Source organism: Flavobacterium luteolum (assembly GCF_027111275.1).
Taxonomy (GTDB): Bacteria; Bacteroidota; Bacteroidia; order Flavobacteriales; family Flavobacteriaceae; genus Flavobacterium; species Flavobacterium luteolum.
On the sequence record NZ_CP114286.1, the window covers coordinates 2,817,309 to 2,836,568 of the forward strand.

Annotated in this window: 15 protein-coding genes; 14 read left to right on the plus strand and 1 reads right to left on the minus strand. The window is 35.2% G+C overall.

Annotated elements, in window-relative coordinates; all coding sequences use genetic code 11:
• The first annotated feature begins 38 nt into the window (after positions 1-38).
• The 3 genes from infB (at position 39) to OZP10_RS12110 (ending at position 3,494) form a co-directional block, all read left to right on the plus strand.
• Positions 39-2,912 carry a translation initiation factor IF-2 gene (gene infB, locus OZP10_RS12100; RefSeq protein ID WP_281631141.1) on the plus strand — a complete coding sequence of 958 codons (2,874 nt, stop codon included), beginning with the start codon at positions 39-41 and terminating at the stop codon, positions 2,910-2,912.
• 367 nt (positions 2,913-3,279) lie between these two features.
• Positions 3,280-3,369, plus strand: a complete 90-nt coding sequence (locus OZP10_RS12105; RefSeq protein ID WP_281631142.1) for a DUF4920 domain-containing protein — start codon at positions 3,280-3,282, stop codon at positions 3,367-3,369.
• Positions 3,366-3,494, plus strand: a complete 129-nt coding sequence (locus OZP10_RS12110; protein WP_281631143.1) for a DUF4920 domain-containing protein — start codon at positions 3,366-3,368, stop codon at positions 3,492-3,494. Before OZP10_RS12105 ends, OZP10_RS12110 begins: the two co-directional genes overlap by 4 nt.
• A 216-nt stretch (positions 3,495-3,710) precedes the next feature.
• Here OZP10_RS12110 and OZP10_RS12115 read toward each other — a convergent pair whose 3' ends face one another.
• A complete protein-coding gene (locus OZP10_RS12115; RefSeq protein WP_281631144.1) occupies positions 3,711-4,100 on the minus strand; it encodes an SPOR domain-containing protein in 390 nt (129 codons plus the stop codon).
• Positions 4,101-4,320: 220 nt separating this feature from the next.
• On the opposite strand from OZP10_RS12115, the gene OZP10_RS12120 reads away from it, so the two are divergent.
• The 11 genes from OZP10_RS12120 to queG all read left to right on the plus strand — a co-directional run bounded on the left by OZP10_RS12120 (position 4,321) and on the right by queG (position 19,115).
• Positions 4,321-5,655, plus strand: a complete 1,335-nt coding sequence (locus tag OZP10_RS12120) for a c-type cytochrome (RefSeq protein WP_177210957.1) — start codon at positions 4,321-4,323, stop codon at positions 5,653-5,655.
• A 32-nt stretch (positions 5,656-5,687) separates the two neighbouring features.
• Positions 5,688-8,738 carry a TAT-variant-translocated molybdopterin oxidoreductase gene (locus OZP10_RS12125; protein WP_281631145.1) on the plus strand — a complete coding sequence of 1,017 codons (3,051 nt, stop codon included), beginning with the start codon at positions 5,688-5,690 and terminating at the stop codon, positions 8,736-8,738.
• 34 nt (positions 8,739-8,772) lie between these two features.
• Positions 8,773-10,176 carry an NrfD/PsrC family molybdoenzyme membrane anchor subunit gene (nrfD, locus tag OZP10_RS12130; protein WP_008466839.1) on the plus strand — a complete coding sequence of 468 codons (1,404 nt, stop codon included), beginning with the start codon at positions 8,773-8,775 and terminating at the stop codon, positions 10,174-10,176.
• Entirely contained in the window at positions 10,169-10,693 is a 525-nt protein-coding gene (locus OZP10_RS12135) for a DUF3341 domain-containing protein (protein WP_111379238.1), read from the plus strand. The genes nrfD and OZP10_RS12135 overlap by 8 nt, the downstream gene beginning before the upstream one ends.
• Positions 10,694-10,701: 8 nt before the next feature.
• Complete coding sequence (locus tag OZP10_RS12140) at positions 10,702-11,247, plus strand: c-type cytochrome (protein WP_177210955.1); 546 nt, start codon at positions 10,702-10,704, stop codon at positions 11,245-11,247.
• A 27-nt stretch (positions 11,248-11,274) separates the two neighbouring features.
• The gene (locus tag OZP10_RS12145; RefSeq protein ID WP_248729363.1) at positions 11,275-12,669 is read left to right on the plus strand and encodes a quinol:cytochrome C oxidoreductase; all 1,395 of its coding nucleotides are present in this window, start codon (positions 11,275-11,277) and stop codon (positions 12,667-12,669) included.
• A 19-nt stretch (positions 12,670-12,688) separates the two neighbouring features.
• The gene (locus tag OZP10_RS12150; protein ID WP_281631146.1) at positions 12,689-13,879 is read left to right on the plus strand and encodes a cytochrome c oxidase subunit II; all 1,191 of its coding nucleotides are present in this window, start codon (positions 12,689-12,691) and stop codon (positions 13,877-13,879) included.
• A gap of 30 nt (positions 13,880-13,909) precedes the next feature.
• Positions 13,910-15,712 carry a cytochrome c oxidase subunit I gene (locus OZP10_RS12155; RefSeq protein WP_111368034.1) on the plus strand — a complete coding sequence of 601 codons (1,803 nt, stop codon included), beginning with the start codon at positions 13,910-13,912 and terminating at the stop codon, positions 15,710-15,712.
• A 106-nt stretch (positions 15,713-15,818) separates the two neighbouring features.
• Positions 15,819-16,841 carry a Holliday junction branch migration DNA helicase RuvB gene (gene ruvB / locus OZP10_RS12160; protein ID WP_281631147.1) on the plus strand — a complete coding sequence of 341 codons (1,023 nt, stop codon included), beginning with the start codon at positions 15,819-15,821 and terminating at the stop codon, positions 16,839-16,841.
• Between the two features lie 4 nt (positions 16,842-16,845).
• The gene (locus OZP10_RS12165) at positions 16,846-18,192 is read left to right on the plus strand and encodes a cytochrome P450 (RefSeq protein WP_281631148.1); all 1,347 of its coding nucleotides are present in this window, start codon (positions 16,846-16,848) and stop codon (positions 18,190-18,192) included.
• Complete coding sequence (gene queG, locus OZP10_RS12170) at positions 18,189-19,115, plus strand: tRNA epoxyqueuosine(34) reductase QueG (RefSeq protein ID WP_281631149.1); 927 nt, start codon at positions 18,189-18,191, stop codon at positions 19,113-19,115. The genes OZP10_RS12165 and queG overlap by 4 nt, the downstream gene beginning before the upstream one ends.
• The last annotated feature ends 145 nt before the right edge of the window (positions 19,116-19,260 follow it).

Below are 19,260 nucleotides of genomic sequence, written 5' to 3' on the forward strand. Positions count from 1 at the left end.
TAACAACACAACGAAAAAGGTAATAATAAAAAGGTTATATGTCTGAAGAGAGAGTAATAAGAATAAACAAGGTTTTAAGGGAATTAAATATTTCGTTAGAAAGAGCTGTAGATTATCTAAAAGATAAGGGAATTGCTATTGATGCAAATCCAAATGCAAAAATTTCTGACAGTGAATTTAATATCCTTCAAAGCCAATTTGCGGGCGATAAGGGGAACAAGGAGGCTTCTAAAGAGGTTGGAGAAGAAAAAAGAAAGGAAAAAGAAGCATTGCGTGTAGAGCGTGAGAAAGAAATTGAAGACAAACGCAGACAAGAAGAAGAGCGTCAAAAACAGCAAGAAATAATCAAAGCAAGAGCAGTTGTTTCTGGTCCTGTACAAGTTGGTAAAATTGACTTGAATCCAAAAAAACCTGCGATTACTCCTTCTGAGGAAACAGCTAAGGCCGAAGAGCCTAAAGTTGTTGCTGCGCCTGTGCAGCCAGAAAAACCTGTTCAAAATGAAACAGTGAAATCTGAACCAGTTGTTTCAACTCCTGTTTCTGAAACAAAAAAAGAAGAACCTATTATTACTGAGAAAAAAGAAGTTAAAGCAGAATCTAAAGTTGCTCAGGAGCCAATCGTGTCTACTGATCCAACAACTTCAGAGGAGACTATTACAACTCAATATCAAAAGCTTACAGGAACAACTCTTACAGGGCAGACAATTGATTTATCTCAATTTAATAAGCCTAAGAAGAAGAAAGAAGATCCTAAAGCGGCTCAGAATAAACCTGGGACTCCTGGAGTTGGTAATAATAACAACGCAAATAAAAATAAGCGTAAAAGAATTGGTCCAAAACCGGGTACACCTGGTGCGCCAAAGCCTGCTACAGGTAATGCGCCTGGTACTCCAAATCAAAATAAGCCGGGTCAAAATAACAATGGTGGAGGTTTTAATGCTAATAGAAGCCAAAGACCAGGTTTTGTAAAAGGAAACCGTCCTGCAATTGTAGCTAAAGTTGAGCCTACAGAAGAAGAAGTAAAAAACCAAATTAGAGAAACTCTTGAAAAACTTCAAGGTAAAGGAGGAAAATCTAAAGCGGCAAAATATAGAAGAGATAAAAGAGAAACGCACCGTCAGAAATCTGATGATGAGCAAAGAGCGCTTGACGAAGGAAGTAAAACAATCAAAGTTACTGAGTTTGTTACTGTAGGTGAAATTGCAATTATGATGGATGTGCCGATTACTAAAGTAATTGGAACTTGTATGTCTCTTGGAATCATGGTTACCATGAACCAGCGTCTAGATGCTGAAACATTAACTATTGTAGCAGATGAATTTGGTTACGATGTTGAATTTATTACAGTTGATATTGAGGAAGCAATAGAAGTTGTAGAAGATAGAGAAGAAGATTTAGTAACAAGAGCGCCAATTGTGACAGTAATGGGTCACGTTGACCACGGTAAAACATCTTTACTGGATTATATCCGTAAAGAAAATGTAATTGCTGGTGAATCAGGAGGTATTACACAGCACATTGGAGCGTATGGAGTTACTTTAGATAATGGTCAAAAAATCGCATTCTTAGATACTCCAGGTCACGAGGCGTTTACTGCAATGCGTGCACGTGGAGCTCAGGTTACCGATATCGCTATTATCGTGGTGGCAGCAGATGATGATATCATGCCACAGACAAAAGAAGCAATTTCTCACGCACAAGCTGCGGGAGTGCCAATTATATTTGCAATTAATAAAATTGATAAACCAAACGCGAATGTTGATAAAATTAAAGAGCGTTTGGCTGGTATGAATTTACTTGTTGAAGATTGGGGTGGAAAAATTCAGTCACATGATATTTCTGCAAAAGTTGGAACAGGAGTAAAAGAATTATTAGAGAAAGTTTTATTGGAAGCTGAAATTTTAGATCTAAAAGCAAATCCAAATAAGGCAGCTCAAGGAACTGTTGTTGAGGCTTATTTAGATAAAGGAAAAGGATATGTATCTACGATTTTAGTGCAACAAGGTACTTTGAAAATTGGAGATTATATGCTTGCTGGTAAGCATCATGGTAAAGTTAAAGCAATGCATGATGAAAGAGGACATACGATATTAAGTGCTGGTCCTTCAACTCCTGTATCTGTTTTAGGTTTGGATGGAGCAGCAACTGCAGGTGATAAGTTCAATGTTTTTGAAGATGAAAAAGAAGCAAAACAAATTGCATCTAAGCGTTCTCAATTAATGCGTGAACAATCTGTACGTACTCAAAGACATATCACGCTTGATGAAATTGGACGTCGTATTGCTCTTGGTCAGTTTAAAGAATTGAATGTTATTCTTAAAGGAGACGTTGATGGATCTGTTGAAGCTTTATCAGACTCGTTCTCTAAACTTTCTACAGAAGAAGTTCAAATCAACATTATTCATAAAGGAGTTGGAGCAATTACAGAAACCGATGTTAACTTGGCTTCTGCATCAGATGCAATCATTATCGGATTTAATGTTCGTCCTGCTGGAAATGCTAGACAGCTTGCTGATAAAGAAGAAATCGACATTCGTTACTATTCTATCATTTATGCTGCTATCGATGACTTGAAAGATGCGATGGAAGGAATGTTGGCGCCAGAAATGAAAGAAGAAGTTTTAGGAACAGCTGAAATTCGTGAGATTTTCAAAATTTCTAAAGTTGGATCAATTGCCGGCTGTATGGTAACTGATGGTAAAATCTTGAGAGCTGCTAAAATTAGAGTTATTAGAGATGGAGTTGTAGTTCATACAGGTGAGTTAGTCGCTTTAAAACGTTTCAAAGACGACGTGAAAGAAGTAACTAAAGGTTATGATTGTGGTATCCAGATAAAAGGATTTAATGATATCGAAATTAATGATGTTATTGAGTCTTATCATGAAGTAGCAATCAAAAAGAAATTGAAATAAGATTCAATTAATATATTTAAAAGTCCCAATGTGAATTGGGACTTTTTTTTTGTGTTTATAAATTTGAGTTGTGATGCTTTAGAATGTTTTGAGGCAAGTGTGTATTTTTAGTTTGTGTGAATTTTAGTAAGTTGAATAAAAATTAACATAATATGAAAAATAGATTCTACTAGATAATTGTGTTTATTTGCTTTTCTGCTTTGTTTTTTGCTCAAGAAGCTATAGAAAAAAAGCAGTTTCGCCTGCTGTTAATACCTTAGTAAAGGATTGTTGCGGAGAAGAGGTTTCAAGTGCTTTTGTTAATAGTGTGATTACTGTAGCAGAATCAGAAAAGATTTAAAAGCTACAAATAAAATGGAAAAAGTTGTTGTTAGGGGAGGTAATAGATGTTTGTCCTAAAAAAGGATGCTGGATAAGTATAAAGGTGGCAGACGGAGTGTCTTTCTTTGTTAAATGAAGTGTTATTCGTTTTTTGTTTCTACTGCATTAAAGGGTAAAAATTTGGTTTTAGAGGCTGGTGCAGAACGAAAAATAACATCTGTTGAAGAGTTGAAGCATTATGCAAAAGATGCTAAAAAATAAAGCAGGAATAAATGCTGTTAAAACTCCTAGAGAAGAAAATCGTTTTTTGGCGAGCGGAATTAAAGTTGTAGATTAGGTTAGGAGATTGTAGTGTGAAGTTTTTAGAATTCTTGAAATCTATAGCGGATTGATCTTTGATTGATATGTGGAGATGTGGTATTTTAAAGGCAATAAAAAAGCGAGAAATAAATCTCGCTTTTTTTATTTTTCTACGTTTTACTTTCCGGGCTTAAGTAGGAAAACGCTTTTGTATCTTTTTTTAATTTCTGCCAAATTTCTCTCGGCTTCTATTCTGGTTTTAAAATTTCCAACAATTACTTTGTAATTGGGTGTGCTGAAAATAATCGTTCCGTCAATATTTGAATTTTCTCTTTTAAAATCAGATAACGTTTTTTTTGCCTCGTCGCTTTTACCGCTAAATATTTGAATTCTATAAGTATCGTTTGTATTTATTGACGTGTTAATTTTGCGCTTCTCGTTAAGTAACTGCTCAAATTTAGGATCTTGGTTCAGTGTTAAATTTTGGTCTTGAGCATTAATATTGTGTGCGAAAGCAATCGTTGTAATTGTTAATAAAAGGTTTTTTGAAGGACTTAAAATTCTCATAATGTGATGGTTTTTATGCAAAAATACTATTTAAAGTTTGAGTGTGAAATTTTAATATTATTTAGAATTGATATAAATTGATAATTAAGACTATTTTAAGGTTTTGAGAATAGTTCATAAGTCGTATTTTTGTGCAAGTTTTAAAAGAGGGTATACGTTTTTACTGGATTTAGTACAGAAAAAATCATACCAAAAATTAGTAGACAATTATTTATACTATATGAAAAAGGTGGGTAACCATAATTCGATCTCAAGAAAATTGCTGTTTGGCTTATCGCTAACGTTAATTTTCTCCCTAACTTCATTTGCTCAAGATGCTGCTGCTCCGGCGGCGCCTGAGGCTGCTGCGGCTGCTCCAGCTGCAGGAGGCGGTGATCCAGTAAAAGGGAAGGAACTTTTTAATGCAAATTGCGCTGCATGTCACAAATTAGATGCTAAATCAACTGGTCCTGCTTTAAGGGGAGTTGCTGCTAAGCATGATATGGCTTGGATTTACAAGTGGGTGCATAACAGTTCTGACATGATTAAGTCAGGTGATGCTGTTGCTGTTAAACTTTTTGAGGAAAATAACAAAGCTGTTATGACTTCGTTTCCTCAATTGTCTGAAGGAGATATTGATAATATTATAGCTTATACTTCTGAGCCTAAGGCTGAGCCAGCTGCGGCTGCGGGAGGTGCTGCAACTCCTCCTGGTACAAATGTTCAGGACGGTGCTATTTCAAATAACATTATTTTAGGGGCTCTTGCTCTTGTAATGGCTATTTTAGTTGTGATGTTGTTTATGGTAAACAAGGTTTTAACTAAAGTTGCAAATAAAAATGGTATTGAGGTTGCTCCAAAAGAAGCAAGGCTTCCAATTTGGAAAGCTTTCGCTAAAAATCAATTCTTGGTTTTAGTAACTTCAATCTTTTTGCTTTTGGCTAGTGGTTATTTTGTTTATGGCTACTTAATGCAAGTAGGTGTAGATCAGAATTATGAGCCAATTCAGCCAATTCACTACTCTCACAAAATTCACGCTGGTGATAATGAAATCAATTGTAAGTATTGCCACTCTGCTGCTCGTGTAAGTAAAACAGCTGGTATTCCTTCTTTAAATGTTTGTATGAACTGTCATAAAAACATTTCAGAGGTTGCGGAATCAACTGCTACTCCAGAGTACAGCAAAGCTTTCTACGATGCTCAGATTCAAAAATTATATGATGCTGTTGGATGGGATAAGACGAAACAAGCTTATACTGGAAAAACACAGCCTGTAAAATGGGTTCGTATTCACAACTTGCCTGACTTTGTTTACTTCAACCACTCTCAACACGTTTCTGTTGCAGGTATTGAATGTCAAACTTGTCACGGACCAGTGCAAGAATTTGAAATCATGAAGCAGTACTCTAAATTAACAATGGGATGGTGTGTTGATTGCCATAGAAAAACTGATGTTAAGATGGAAGGTAACGCTTACTATGACAAAATTCATGCTGAACTTTCTAAAAAATACGGTGTAGAGAAATTAACTGCAGCGCAAATGGGAGGTTTAGAGTGTGGTAAATGCCACTATTAATCGATTTATTAAGATTTTAATATATATATACAATGTCATCAAACAAAAAATACTGGAAAAGTGTTGAAGAGCTAGAAAATAGCTCTATTGTTGAGGCGCTTAGAAATAACGAATTTGTTGAAGAGATTCCTACTGATGAGTTTTTAGGTAATGCAGAAGCTTTAGCTACATCAGGAACTTCACGTCGTGACTTTTTAAAGTACGTAGGGTTTAGTACAGCGGCTGTAACATTAGCTGCTTGCGAAGGTCCTGTTCACAAGTCTATCCCTTATGTATTACAACCAGAACAAATCATTCCTGGTGTTGCAGATTATTATGCAACTACAGTTTTTGATGGATTTGATTTTGCTAATCTTTTGGTGAAAACTCGTGAGGGTCGTCCAATTAAAATTGAAAACAATACAATTGCAGGAGCTAAGTTTTCTGCAAATGCTAGAATTCATGCCTCTATCTTAGGTTTGTATGATAGTACTCGTTTAAAAGAGCCAAAGGTAGATGGTCAAAATTCTTCTTGGTCAGCTGTTGATTTGAAAATCAAATCTAGTTTAGCAGATGCAAAAGCTAAAGGCGGACAAGTAGTGTTATTAACTAATACTTTAGCAAGTCCATCTACAGAAAAATTAATTGCTGAGTTTATTGCAAAAAATCCAAACGCTAAGCACGTTGTATATGATGCAGTTTCATCATCTGAGGCTTTAGATGCTTTTGAATCTGTTTATGGTCAAAGAGCTTTAGTTGATTACGATTTTTCAAAAGCTTCTTTAATTGTATCTGTTGGAGCTGATTTCTTAGGAGATTGGCAAGGTGGAGGATATGATACTGGATATGCACAAGGACGTATTCCTCAAAACGGAAAAATGTCTCGTCACTTTCAGTTTGAGTCAAACATGACATTATCTGGAGCTGCTGCTGATAAGCGTGTTCCAATGACTGTAGCTGCTCAAAAGCAAGCTTTAGTTCAAATTTATAATATTGTTGTAGGTGCTTCTGTTCCTGTAGCTTTAGAAGGAAACTTTAAAGCTGAAGTAGTAAAAGCTGCACAACAGCTTAAAGCTGCTGGTTCAAAAGGAGTTTTAGTATCTGGAATTGAAGATAAAAATGCTCAATTATTAGTTTTAGCTATCAATCAAGTATTGGCTAGTGAAGCTTTTAGCACTGCTGGAGCTAGACAAATTAGAAAAGGTTCTAATGCTGTAGTTGCACAGTTAATTAAAGATTTGAATGCAGGCAGTGTTCATACTTTAATTATGAGTGGAATTAATCCTGTTTACACTTTAGCTGATTCAGCTTCTTTTGTATCTGGATTGAAAAAAGTTAAAACGTCAGTTGCTTTTTCATTAAAAGAAGACGAAACTGCATCAATTGTTTCAGTTGCTGCGCCAGCTCCTCACTACTTAGAATCATGGGGAGATCTTGAACTTACAAGCGGAACATATAGCTTAACTCAGCCTACAATCCGTCCTATTTTCAACACAAAACAATTTCAAGATGTTTTATTGTCAGTAAACGGTGCTGCTGGTACTTATTATGACTATTTAAAAGCAAATTCTGGGGCTTATACTGCAGGTGCTTCTTGGAATAAAGTATTACATGATGGTGTAGCTGTTCTTGGAGCTACAGCATTATCTGGAGGCGCTATTGATGCTGCTACAGCTGCAAATGCTGTTGCAAAATCTAAATCTGCTGGTGAGTTTGAATTAGTATTATATACTAAAACAGGACTAGGAGATGGACAACACGCTAACAACCCTTGGTTACAAGAGTTTCCAGATCCAATTACAAGAGTTTCTTGGGATAACTACGTTACAGTTTCTAATGCAGATGCTAAAAAACTAGGTTTATCAAACGAAATTGTTGCAAATGGAGGTTTGAACGGTAGTTATGCTACAATTACTGTTGATGGAGCTAAATTGGAGAATGTTCCAGTTATCGTTCAGCCAGGTCAAGCAGTTGGAACTATCGGTCTTGCTCTTGGTTATGGACGTAAAGCGGCTCTAAAAGAAGAAATGCAAGTAGGTTTAAATGCTTACGCTTTATATAAAGGTTTCAATAATGTTCAATCTGTATCTATTGCTAAAGCTGGTGGTGTACATGAGTTTGCTTGTGTTCAAGGTCAGAAAACTTTAATGGGTAGAGGAGATATTATTAAAGAAACTACTTTAGAAATATTCAATACTAAAGATGCTGAACATTGGAATGAAAAACCAATGGTATCTTTAGATCACCAAGAAGTTGAGGCTACTACTGTAGATCTTTGGGAATCATTCGATCGTACAACAGGGCACCACTTCAATCTTTCAATTGACTTAAATGCTTGTACTGGATGTGGGGCTTGTGTTATTGCTTGTCACGCAGAAAACAACGTTCCAGTTGTTGGTAAAGCAGAGGTAAGAAGAAGCCGTGATATGCACTGGTTGCGTATCGATAGATATTATTCTTCTGAAAGCACTTTTGAAGGTGATAACGAAAGAAAAGAGGGAATCGCAGGTTTATCTAGTTCATTATCTACATTTAATGAAATGGAAAAAGCTGGAGATAATCCACAAGTTGCATTCCAACCTGTAATGTGTCAACACTGTAACCACGCACCTTGTGAAACAGTTTGTCCTGTTGCAGCGACTTCTCACGGTCGTGAAGGTCAAAACCATATGGCTTACAACAGATGTGTTGGTACTCGTTACTGTGCAAACAACTGTCCATATAAAGTACGTCGTTTTAACTGGTTCTTATACAACAAAAACAGCGAGTTCGATTATCATATGAACGATGATTTAGGCCGTATGGTGTTAAATCCTGACGTTAACGTACGTTCTCGTGGTGTTATGGAGAAATGTTCTATGTGTATCCAAATGACACAAGCAACTAAATTGAAAGCTAAAAACGAAGGTCGTCCAGTTAGAGATGGTGAATTCCAAACAGCTTGTTCTAGTGCTTGTTCTTCAGGAGCGATGATATTTGGTGATGTAAATGATAAAGAAAGTAAAGTTGCTAAATTAGCGGCTGACGAAAGATCATACCACTTATTAGAGCATGTAGGTACAAAACCTAATGTGGTTTACCATGTTAAAGTTAGAAATACTTAGTAAAATTATTAATTAAGAAACAATATAAAGGATTATGTCGTCTCACTACGAAGCACCCATTAGAAAACCTTTAGTTATAGGTGATAAATCTTATCACGATGTAACTGTAGATGTAGCAGCACCTGTTGAGGGACCTGCAAACAAGCAATGGTGGATTGTATTTTCAATCGCATTAATAGCCTTCCTTTGGGGGTTAGGTTGTATAATTTACACCGTATCTACCGGTATCGGAACATGGGGATTAAATAAAACAGTTGGCTGGGCTTGGGATATTACTAACTTCGTTTGGTGGGTTGGTATTGGTCACGCCGGAACATTAATTTCTGCGGTATTATTACTTTTCCGTCAACGTTGGAGAATGGCCATCAACCGTTCTGCTGAAGCAATGACTATTTTCTCAGTAGTACAAGCGGGTCTTTTCCCAATCATTCACATGGGACGTCCATGGTTAGCATATTGGGTATTGCCTATTCCAAACCAATTTGGATCTTTATGGGTAAACTTTAACTCACCTTTACTTTGGGACGTATTCGCGATTTCAACGTATCTTTCAGTATCATTAGTTTTCTGGTGGACTGGTTTGTTACCTGACTTTGCAATGCTTCGTGATAGAGCTATTACTCCTTTTAACAAAAGAGTTTATTCTATCTTAAGTTTTGGATGGAGCGGTAGAGCAAAAGACTGGCAGCGTTTTGAAGAAGTATCTTTAGTATTAGCTGGTTTAGCTACTCCACTTGTACTTTCTGTACACACGATTGTATCTATGGACTTTGCTACTTCTGTAATTCCTGGATGGCATACAACAATTTTCCCTCCATACTTTGTTGCTGGAGCGGTTTTCTCTGGATTCGCGATGGTAAACACATTGTTGATCGTTATGAGAAAAGTATCTAACCTTGAGGCATACATCACATTACAGCATATCGAGTTAATGAACATCATTATTATGATTACTGGATCTATTGTAGGTGTAGCTTACATCACTGAGTTATTTGTAGCTTGGTATTCAGGTGTAGAATATGAGCAATATGCATTCTTAAACAGAGCTACTGGACCTTACTGGTGGGCATATTGGTCAATGATGACATGTAACGTGTTCTCTCCTCAGTTTATGTGGTTCAAAAAATTAAGAACTAGTATCATGTTCTCATTCATTATTTCGATTGTAGTTAACATCGGTATGTGGTTTGAAAGATTCGTAATTATTGTTACTTCTTTACATAGAGATTACCTTCCATCTTCTTGGACAATGTTTTCACCAACATTTGTTGATATTGGAATTTTCATTGGAACAATTGGTTTCTTCTTCGTATTGTTTTTATTATACTCTAGAACATTCCCTGTAATTGCTCAGGCAGAGGTTAAAACAATTTTGAAAGGAACAGGAGATAATTACATTAGAGAAAGAGCAAACAGTAAAGATTCACATCATGAGTAATAAAGTTATATACGCCATTTATAATGACGATGACGTTTTGATGAGTGCAGTAAAGAAAACTAGAGCTGCTCATCATCATATTGAAGAGGTTTTTACCCCATTCCCGGTTCACGGTTTGGATAAAGCCATGGGATTAGCACCAACAAGATTAGCAATATGTGCTTTTTTATATGGATGTGTTGGTATTTCTGTTGCAACAACTATGATGGGGTACATCATGATTCATGACTGGCCACAGGATATTGGAGGTAAGCCAAGTTTTAGCTTCATCCAGAATATGCCATCTTTTGTGCCAATTATGTTTGAGATGACTGTGTTCTTTGCAGCTCACTTAATGGTAATTACTTTTTATATGAGAAGTAGATTATGGCCTTTTAAAGAAGCTGAAAATCCAGATGTAAGAACAACTGATGACCACTTTTTAATGGAGGTTGCTGTAAATGATAACGAAGCTGAATTGGTTTCTTTCTTTGAAGGAACTGGAGCTGTGGAAGTTAAAGTAATAGAAAAGAATTAATTGTAGCTATGAAAAGGATATATAAAATAACACTTTTAGTTGGTATAACTATTTTAGTTTCATCTTGCCACAATAATTCGGCACCGAACTATCAGTATTTCCCAAATATGTATGAGTCTGTTGCTTACGAGCCATATTCAGAAGCAAAAATATTTAAGGGAGGAAAAGAAGGACAGCTTCCTGTTGCAGGAACTATCAATAGAGGTTTTGAACCTTATGAATATGAAAATTCAACTGCTGGTTATGAATTAGCAAAAGCTAATTTAAAATCACCTTTGACAGAAGAAGAGAGAAACTCTGGAAAAGGGAAAGAACTTTTCGAAATTTACTGTATTAGCTGCCATGGTGCTGCTGGTAACGGTAAAGGTAAATTGGTTGAAAGAGAGAAATTTCTTGGAGTACCTAGCTATAAAGACAGAGAGATCACTGAAGGAAGTATCTTTCATGTTGAGACTTATGGTTTAAATGCAATGGGTTCACATGCAAATCAATTAAGTGCTCACGAACGTTGGTTAGTTGCTGACTATGTTCTGAAACTAAAAAGCCAATTATAATTGTTGAACAAACTGATCGTAATAGATATGTATACATTTTCAAGTAAATTAAAAACTTTTTCTATCATCTTAATGGCTGTTGGTCTATTAGGAATTGGGTATGGTTTTTTAAGTGCACCAAAGGATATTCAAGAAGTTGAAAAAATACTTGCGGCAGATGAACATGGTTCTCATGGCGCTGCGCATGAAGAAAAAGCGGAGGCATCTCATAAAGAAGCAGGTCATCATGAGGCTGCTGAAGTTGCACATGACTCTCACAAAGGAGCTGAGCATGCAGAAGTTTCTGGTGCAAATGAGCACGAAAAACATTTAGAACACGTATTGCACCAATTGCAAAATAAGCCTTGGTCTGCTGTATATGTAGCTTGTATTTTCTTTTTACTGCTTTCAATGGGAGTTTTAGCTTTCTATGCTATTCAACAAGTTGCGCAAGCAGGTTGGTCTCCAGTTTTATTTAGAGTTATGCAAGGTATAACAGCTTATTTGCCAGCTGGTTCTATAATCTTCTTTATACTTTTAGTATTATGTGGATTGCATTTTAATCACATCTTCGTATGGTTAGGAGAAGGCGTAACTGATCCTAAAAGCCCAAACTATGATGCTATCATTGCTGGGAAATCTGGATATTTAAACTTTCCTTTCTGGATCGCTAGAGCTTTTATCTTTTTATTAGGATGGAATATCTACCGTCATTTTTCTAGAAAAAACTGTTTGGCACAAGATGAAGCTAATGATGATCTTTACTACAAAAAGAACTTCAAAGCATCTGCAGGATTTTTAGTATTCTTTATCGTTTCTGAGTCTATTATGTCTTGGGATTGGATTATGTCTTTTGATCCACACTGGTTTAGTACTTTATTTGGATGGTATGTATTTGCTTCTTTCTTTGTAAGCGGTATTACATCTATTGCATTAGTAACAATTTATTTAAAGTCAAAAGGATATTTGGAGTATGTAAATACAAGCCATATCCATGATTTAGCTAAGTTCATGTTTGGTATTAGTGTATTCTGGACTTATTTATGGTTCTCTCAATTTATGTTGATTTGGTACGCTAACATTCCAGAAGAGGTAACTTATTTTGTGACAAGAATTCAATTATATAACCTTCCTTTCTTTGGAGCGGTTGTTATGAACTTTGTTTTCCCATTATTAATATTAATCAATACTGACTTCAAACGTCTTAACTGGGTTGTTGTTATGGCTGGTATTGTAATATTATTAGGTCATTATGTTGATTTCTTTAATATGATTATGCCTGGTACTGTAGGAGACAAATGGTTTATTGGAGTTCCTGAAATTGCATCGATTCTTTTCTTCTTAGGTCTATTTATATTTGTTGTATTTACTGCATTAACTAAATCTCCTTTGCTTGCAAAAAGAAATCCTTTCATCGAGGAAAGTAAACATTTTCATTATTAATATTTAAAGAAGTAAACAGATGACAAGTTTGTTGGTAATTATAGTTTTAGTTTTATTAGCAGTTGCACTATGGCAATTGACGAAGATATTTGATCTTACTCAGGTAGGAACTTCTTCGGATGATTCACAAGTTGCATCTGATAATGATAATAATATTCAGGGATATATTATGTTTGGCTTTTTGGCTTTCATTTATATATTTACTATTTATGGTTTACTAAAATGGGGTAATTTGGCACTTCATACTCCTGCTTCTGAGCATGGACTTTTAGTAGATAATTTAATGAATATTACTTGGGTTTTAATCTTTATAGTTCAAGTTATTACACAAGGTTTGCTTTACTGGTTTTCTTTTAAAAATAGAGGAAATAAAGATAAAAAAGCATTATTTTTTGCAGATAGTAATAAATTAGAAGCAATCTGGAGTATCATTCCATCTGTGGTTTTAGCTTGTTTAATTCTTTATGGATTATATGCTTGGAATAACATTATGTTCGTTGATAAAGATGAAGATGTAATCGAGATTGAATTATATGCTCAACAGTTTAAATGGACAGCAAGATACGCTGGGCAAGATAATGTATTAGGGAAAGCAAACGTACGTTTAATTGAAGGAGTAAATACATTAGGAGTTGATATGTCAGATCCAAATGCTCAAGATGATATCGTAGTTTCAGAATTGCATATTCCTAAAGGTAAAAAAGTTCACTTTAAAATGCGTTCTCAGGATGTATTGCACTCTGCTTACTTTCCTCACTTTAGAGCACAAATGAACTGTGTTCCTGGTATGGTTACTGAATTTGCTTTCGTTCCAACTTATACAACTTCAGAGTACAGAGAGTTACCATTTATGGTAGAGAAAGTAGCGCACATCAATAAACTTAGAGCTGAAAAAAGTGCTGAGTTAGTTGCAAAAGGAGGTACAGCTTTAGATCCTTATACATTTGATTATTTATTATTATGTAATAAAATCTGTGGAGCTTCTCACTATAACATGCAGATGAAAGTTGTAGTTGATACACCAGAGGATTACAAAAAATGGTTAAGTGAAAAAACTACTTTAGCTCAGGATATTAAAGCTGCAAAGGCTGCTGAAAAACCAGCTGAAGGAGCTGCACCAACTACAGATACTGCTGCAAAAGTAATTGACACTGTTAAAACTGTTGTTGATACTGTTAAAGCGGCTGTAGCTAAAGTTGCGATGAAATAATATTATTAAGAAAATTTAAAGTACAAATATATGTCAGCAGAAGCGCACGGTCACGATCACGGACACGATCACGAGCACGAACATCATCATAAAGACACGTTCATTACTAAATATATTTTTAGTATTGATCACAAAATGATTGCTAAACAATACTTGATTACTGGTATTGTTATGGGAGTAATTGGGATTGCAATGTCCTTGCTTTTTAGAATGCAATTAGCGTGGCCAGAAGAGTCTTTCAAAATATTTAATGTTTTATTAGGAGATAAATTTGCACCTGATGGTGTAATGGCAAATGATATTTATCTGGCTTTAGTTACAATTCACGGTACCATCATGGTATTCTTTGTACTGACGGCAGGTTTAAGTGGAACGTTTAGTAACTTATTGATTCCGCTTCAAATTGGAGCACGAGATATGGCATCTGGATTTATGAATATGATTTCATACTGGTTGTTTTTCTTATCTGCAGTTGTAATGTTATGTTCATTATTTGTTGAGGCTGGACCAGCATCTGCAGGATGGACGATTTACCCTCCTTTAAGTGCATTGCCGCAAGCAATTCCAGGATCAGGAACAGGTATGACATTATGGTTAGTGTCTATGGCGATTTTCATCGCATCTTCTTTGATGGGATCTTTAAATTACATTGTTACTGTACTTAACTTAAGAACTAAAGGAATGTCTATGACTAGACTTCCTCTTACAATCTGGACATTTTTTGTAACAGCTATCATTGGTGTTATTTCGTTTCCAGTTTTATTATCTGCAGCGTTATTATTGATTTTTGATAGAAGTTTTGGTACTTCATTCTTCTTATCTGATATCTATATTGCAGGAGAGGTTTTACACTACCAAGGAGGTTCTCCAGTATTGTTTGAGCACTTATTCTGGTTCTTAGGTCACCCTGAGGTTTACATCGTAATCTTACCAGCGATGGGTCTTGTTTCAGAAATTATGGCTACAAATGCTCGTAAACCAATTTTTGGTTATAGAGCGATGATTATGTCAGTTCTTGCAATTGCATTTTTATCTACAATTGTTTGGGGTCACCACATGTTTATTTCAGGTATGAATCCTTTCTTAGGATCTGTATTTACTTTTACAACTTTATTGATTGCAATTCCTTCTGCTGTAAAAGCATTCAACTGGATTACGACTTTATGGAAAGGTAACTTACAATTTAATCCTGCAATGTTATTCTCTATCGGAATGGTTTCTACTTTCATCACTGGAGGTTTAACAGGGATCATTTTAGGAGATAGTACTCTAGATATTAACGTTCACGATACATACTTTGTTATTGCTCACTTTCACTTAGTAATGGGTATCTCTGCACTTTACGGAATGTTTGCTGGTATTTACCACTGGTTCCCTAAAATGTACGGAAGAATGTTAAATAAAAACTTAGGTTATATCCACTTCTGGGTAACTGCGGTTTGTGCTTATGGGGTTTTCTTCCCAATGCACTTTATCGGATTAGCTGGTTTACCAAGACGTTACTATACAAATACTAACTTCCCATTATTTGATGATTTGCAAAATGTGAATGTTTTAATTACAACATTTGCTCTTGTAGGAGGTGCATTCCAGTTAGTATTCTTATATAACTTCTTTAGCAGTATTTTCTACGGTAAAAAAGCAGTTCAGAACCCTTGGAAATCTACAACTTTAGAGTGGACAACTCCAGTTGAGCATATCCACGGAAACTGGCCAGGAGAAATTCCTCACGTATATCGTTGGCCATATGACTATAGTAACCCAAATCATGATGTAGATTTTGTTCCTCAAAATGTACCAATGAAAGAAGGTGAAGAAGTTTTACACCACTAAAAATAATCAAAGGCTGTCAGAAATGACAGCCTTTTTTGTTTAGTTAAAGTTTTAATCGTTCAGTATTGCTATTTTACAAACTGATTAGTTTATATATCTTTGTAGGATGAATGAAAATCTAGATCCTACTACCAAAGGATATAACTCAGAAGAGTTAGATCTTGAAAAAAGATTGCGTCCGCTGTCATTTGATGATTTTGCCGGACAAGATCAAGTTTTGGAAAATTTAAAAGTCTTTGTTGCCGCTGCTAATCAGCGTGGTGAGGCGCTTGATCATGCGCTTTTTCATGGACCTCCTGGTTTAGGAAAAACTACTTTGGCAAATATATTGGCCAACGAACTGCAAGTTGGCATTAAAATTACTTCTGGTCCAGTATTGGACAAGCCTGGTGATTTGGCTGGTTTGCTAACAAACTTAGACGAAAGAGATGTTTTGTTCATTGATGAGATCCATCGCTTAAGTCCTGTTGTTGAAGAATATTTATACTCAGCAATGGAAGATTTCAAGATTGATATTATGATTGAATCGGGACCAAATGCTAGAACGGTGCAAATCAATTTGAATCCTTTTACTTTGATCGGAGCAACAACACGATCAGGATTGTTAACCGCTCCAATGCGTGCCCGCTTTGGAATATCTTCACGATTACAATATTATACTACTGAACTTTTAACCACTATTGTTGAGAGAAGTGCTTCTATCTTAAAAACGCCTATTGATCTAGAAGCTGCAATTGAAATTGCGGGCAGAAGCCGTGGTACTCCTCGTATTGCAAACGCGTTACTAAGACGAGTTCGTGATTTTGCTCAAATTAAAGGAAATGGAAGGATAGATATAGAAATTTCGAGATATGCCTTAAAAGCACTTAACGTAGATGCTCATGGCCTTGATGAAATGGATAATAAAATATTACTTACTATAATAAATAAGTTTAAAGGCGGTCCTGTTGGGCTTTCGACTTTGGCAACTGCGGTTAGTGAAAGCAGTGAAACTATTGAAGAAGTTTATGAGCCTTTCTTAATTCAGGAAGGATTTATCATGAGAACACCTCGAGGGAGGGAAGTTACAGATAAAGCCTATAAACATCTTGGAAAAATAAACACAAATATACAAGGAGGTTTATTTTAGTTTTATGTCCGATAAGTTAAAATATACTTACCCTCAGAATTTATCTTTACTAAGATTTTTCAAAGATGCCGAAGGTGTTCGTAGAAATCCGATTCCTTTTCATAGAAGATATTTTGAAAAATTCGGAGATTCTTTTTCTATTAGAATTGGTCTTTCTAAGTATATAATCTTGTCGCGAGATAATGAAATCGCGCAGCATATTTTGGTTAAGAACCAAAAGAATTATAATAAATCTAAATTTCAGTCGGTTTATCTTTCCAAATATTTAGGTAAAGGACTTTTAACCAGTGATGGTGATTTTTGGTTAAAACAGAGACGGCTTATTCAACCAGCTTTTCATAAACAAAAAATGAATCAGCTTGTTGATAATATGAATCTGACCATAGCTTCAGAATTAAATAATTTAGTTGAAGAAAGACCTATAGATCTTTTTCCGGTTATGAGTAATCTTGCATTTAATGTTGTCGCAAAATCTTTATTTCAGCTTTCGAATGCCGAGAATAAATTTAATCGCATTAAATTTATTATAGAAGAAGTGCAAAACTTCTTGATTAAAGAAATTAGACTTCCACATAAAGCTTGGTGGTTTTCAGTGAGTGGACAGGTCAAGAAACACCTTAAGTTGGCGGAGGAAAATAATACTATTATTAAGGAAATCATCGAAGAAAGAAAAGCTTCGAATGAAGAAATTAATGATTTATTGAACATGCTCCTAGAAACCCGATATGAAGATACGGGTGAAAGTATGTCTATTGAACAATTGATTGATGAAATTAAAGTGCTCTTTATTGCAGGTCATGAAACTACAGCAAACGCATTAACTTTTACACTTTATCTTTTGGGGAGAAATCCTGAAGTTCAACAAAAGGTGTTCGAGGAAATTATTGAGGTTGAATCGCAAACAAGTAATAGTATTGAACAGCTTCAAAAAATGGTCTATACAAATGCCGTTTTGAACGAGTCTATGCGTTTATATCCGCCAGCTTGGATTACTGACAGACAAAATCTAGAGGATGATTCTTTGGCTCAATTTAAAATTAAAAAAGATACTTTGATTGGAGTTTCTTTTTATGAATTGCACCGTAATCCAAAATATTGGAATAATCCTGATGAATTCATTCCAGAACGATTTCTTGGGGAACAAAAAAAGGTATCAATGCAATATTTTTATCCTTTTGGGGCAGGTCCAAGAATGTGCATTGGAACCGGATTTGCCATTTATGAAATGTGTTTAACGATATCTCAGATTGTTAAAAAGTATAGTATTAAATCTGATAATGATACCGTTCAGTTTAACCCATTAATCACTTTAAAACCTATTAACGTTGAAGTTTCATTTTTTAAACGATGAGTATCAATTCAAAAGAAACATATTCAAAATTTATAAAAGAAGAAGCCAAAAGACTTGGGTTTATTTCTTGCGGAATTTCTAAGGCTGGTTTTCTGGAACAGGAAGCGCCAAGACTTGAAAAGTGGTTGAACAATAATCATAATGGCCAAATGGCCTATATGGAAAACCATTTTGATAAACGTTTAGATCCAACATTATTGGTTGATGATGGTAAAAGTGTTGTATCACTTTTACTTAATTATTATCCAGATTCAATACAAAATGACGAAAGTTTTAAGATATCGAAATATGCTTATGGACAAGATTACCATTTTGTAATTAAAGATAAACTAAAAGAGTTTCTACATTCTATTCAAGAAAACATCGGTGAAGTTTCCGGTCGAGCATTTGTCGATTCAGCACCAGTTTTAGATAAAGCCTGGGCAGCGAAAAGCGGGTTGGGCTGGATTGGAAAAAATAGTAATTTGATTACTCAAAAAGTTGGCTCTTTTTACTTTATTGCCGAACTTATCATTGATTTAGAACTAGAATATGACCATGCTGTTACAGATCATTGCGGTTCTTGTACTGCCTGTATTGATGCCTGTCCCACACAGGCAATTGTAGCTCCCTACATTGTTGATGGGAGTAAATGCATTTCTTATTACACTATCGAACTAAAAGAAAATCTTCCAGAAGAAATGAAAGGAAAATTTGATGAATGGATGTTTGGCTGTGACACTTGCCAAGATGTTTGCCCATGGAATCGATTTTCTAAACCTCACTCTGAACCTTTGTTTAATCCTAATCAAGATCTGCTTTCCTTTACTAAAAAGGACTGGATTGAAATAACAGAGGAAACCTTTCGGACAGTCTTTAAAAACTCACCTATCAAAAGAACAAAATTCGACGGCTTAAAACGTAATATTAATTTTTTAAAATAGAAATATTGTGTCTGGAGTGCTTGTTGTAATCATCTTATTTTTAGATTGTTATAATTTTTTGTGTAAATAAAAACTTATTTTTAATAGTTGTGGTTTCTTACAATTTTATCAGTATTTTTTGTAAGAATTAGATTTATTCGTAAAA

Coding starts and splice junctions, on each gene's coding strand:
- OZP10_RS12120 (WP_177210957.1), top strand. CDS start 4,321: ATGAAAAAGGTGGGTAACCATAATTCGATCTCAAGAAAATTGCTGTTT.
- queG (WP_281631149.1), top strand. CDS start 18,189: ATGAGTATCAATTCAAAAGAAACATATTCAAAATTTATAAAAGAAGAA.
- OZP10_RS12155 (WP_111368034.1), top strand. CDS start 13,910: ATGTCAGCAGAAGCGCACGGTCACGATCACGGACACGATCACGAGCAC.
- OZP10_RS12135 (WP_111379238.1), top strand. CDS start 10,169: ATGAGTAATAAAGTTATATACGCCATTTATAATGACGATGACGTTTTG.
- OZP10_RS12125 (WP_281631145.1), top strand. CDS start 5,688: ATGTCATCAAACAAAAAATACTGGAAAAGTGTTGAAGAGCTAGAAAAT.
- OZP10_RS12150 (WP_281631146.1), top strand. CDS start 12,689: ATGACAAGTTTGTTGGTAATTATAGTTTTAGTTTTATTAGCAGTTGCA.
- ruvB (WP_281631147.1), top strand. CDS start 15,819: ATGAATGAAAATCTAGATCCTACTACCAAAGGATATAACTCAGAAGAG.
- infB (WP_281631141.1), top strand. CDS start 39: ATGTCTGAAGAGAGAGTAATAAGAATAAACAAGGTTTTAAGGGAATTA.
- OZP10_RS12110 (WP_281631143.1), top strand. CDS start 3,366: ATGAAGTGTTATTCGTTTTTTGTTTCTACTGCATTAAAGGGTAAAAAT.
- OZP10_RS12145 (WP_248729363.1), top strand. CDS start 11,275: ATGTATACATTTTCAAGTAAATTAAAAACTTTTTCTATCATCTTAATG.
- nrfD (WP_008466839.1), top strand. CDS start 8,773: ATGTCGTCTCACTACGAAGCACCCATTAGAAAACCTTTAGTTATAGGT.
- OZP10_RS12115 (WP_281631144.1), bottom strand. CDS start 4,100: ATGAGAATTTTAAGTCCTTCAAAAAACCTTTTATTAACAATTACAACG.
- OZP10_RS12165 (WP_281631148.1), top strand. CDS start 16,846: ATGTCCGATAAGTTAAAATATACTTACCCTCAGAATTTATCTTTACTA.
- OZP10_RS12140 (WP_177210955.1), top strand. CDS start 10,702: ATGAAAAGGATATATAAAATAACACTTTTAGTTGGTATAACTATTTTA.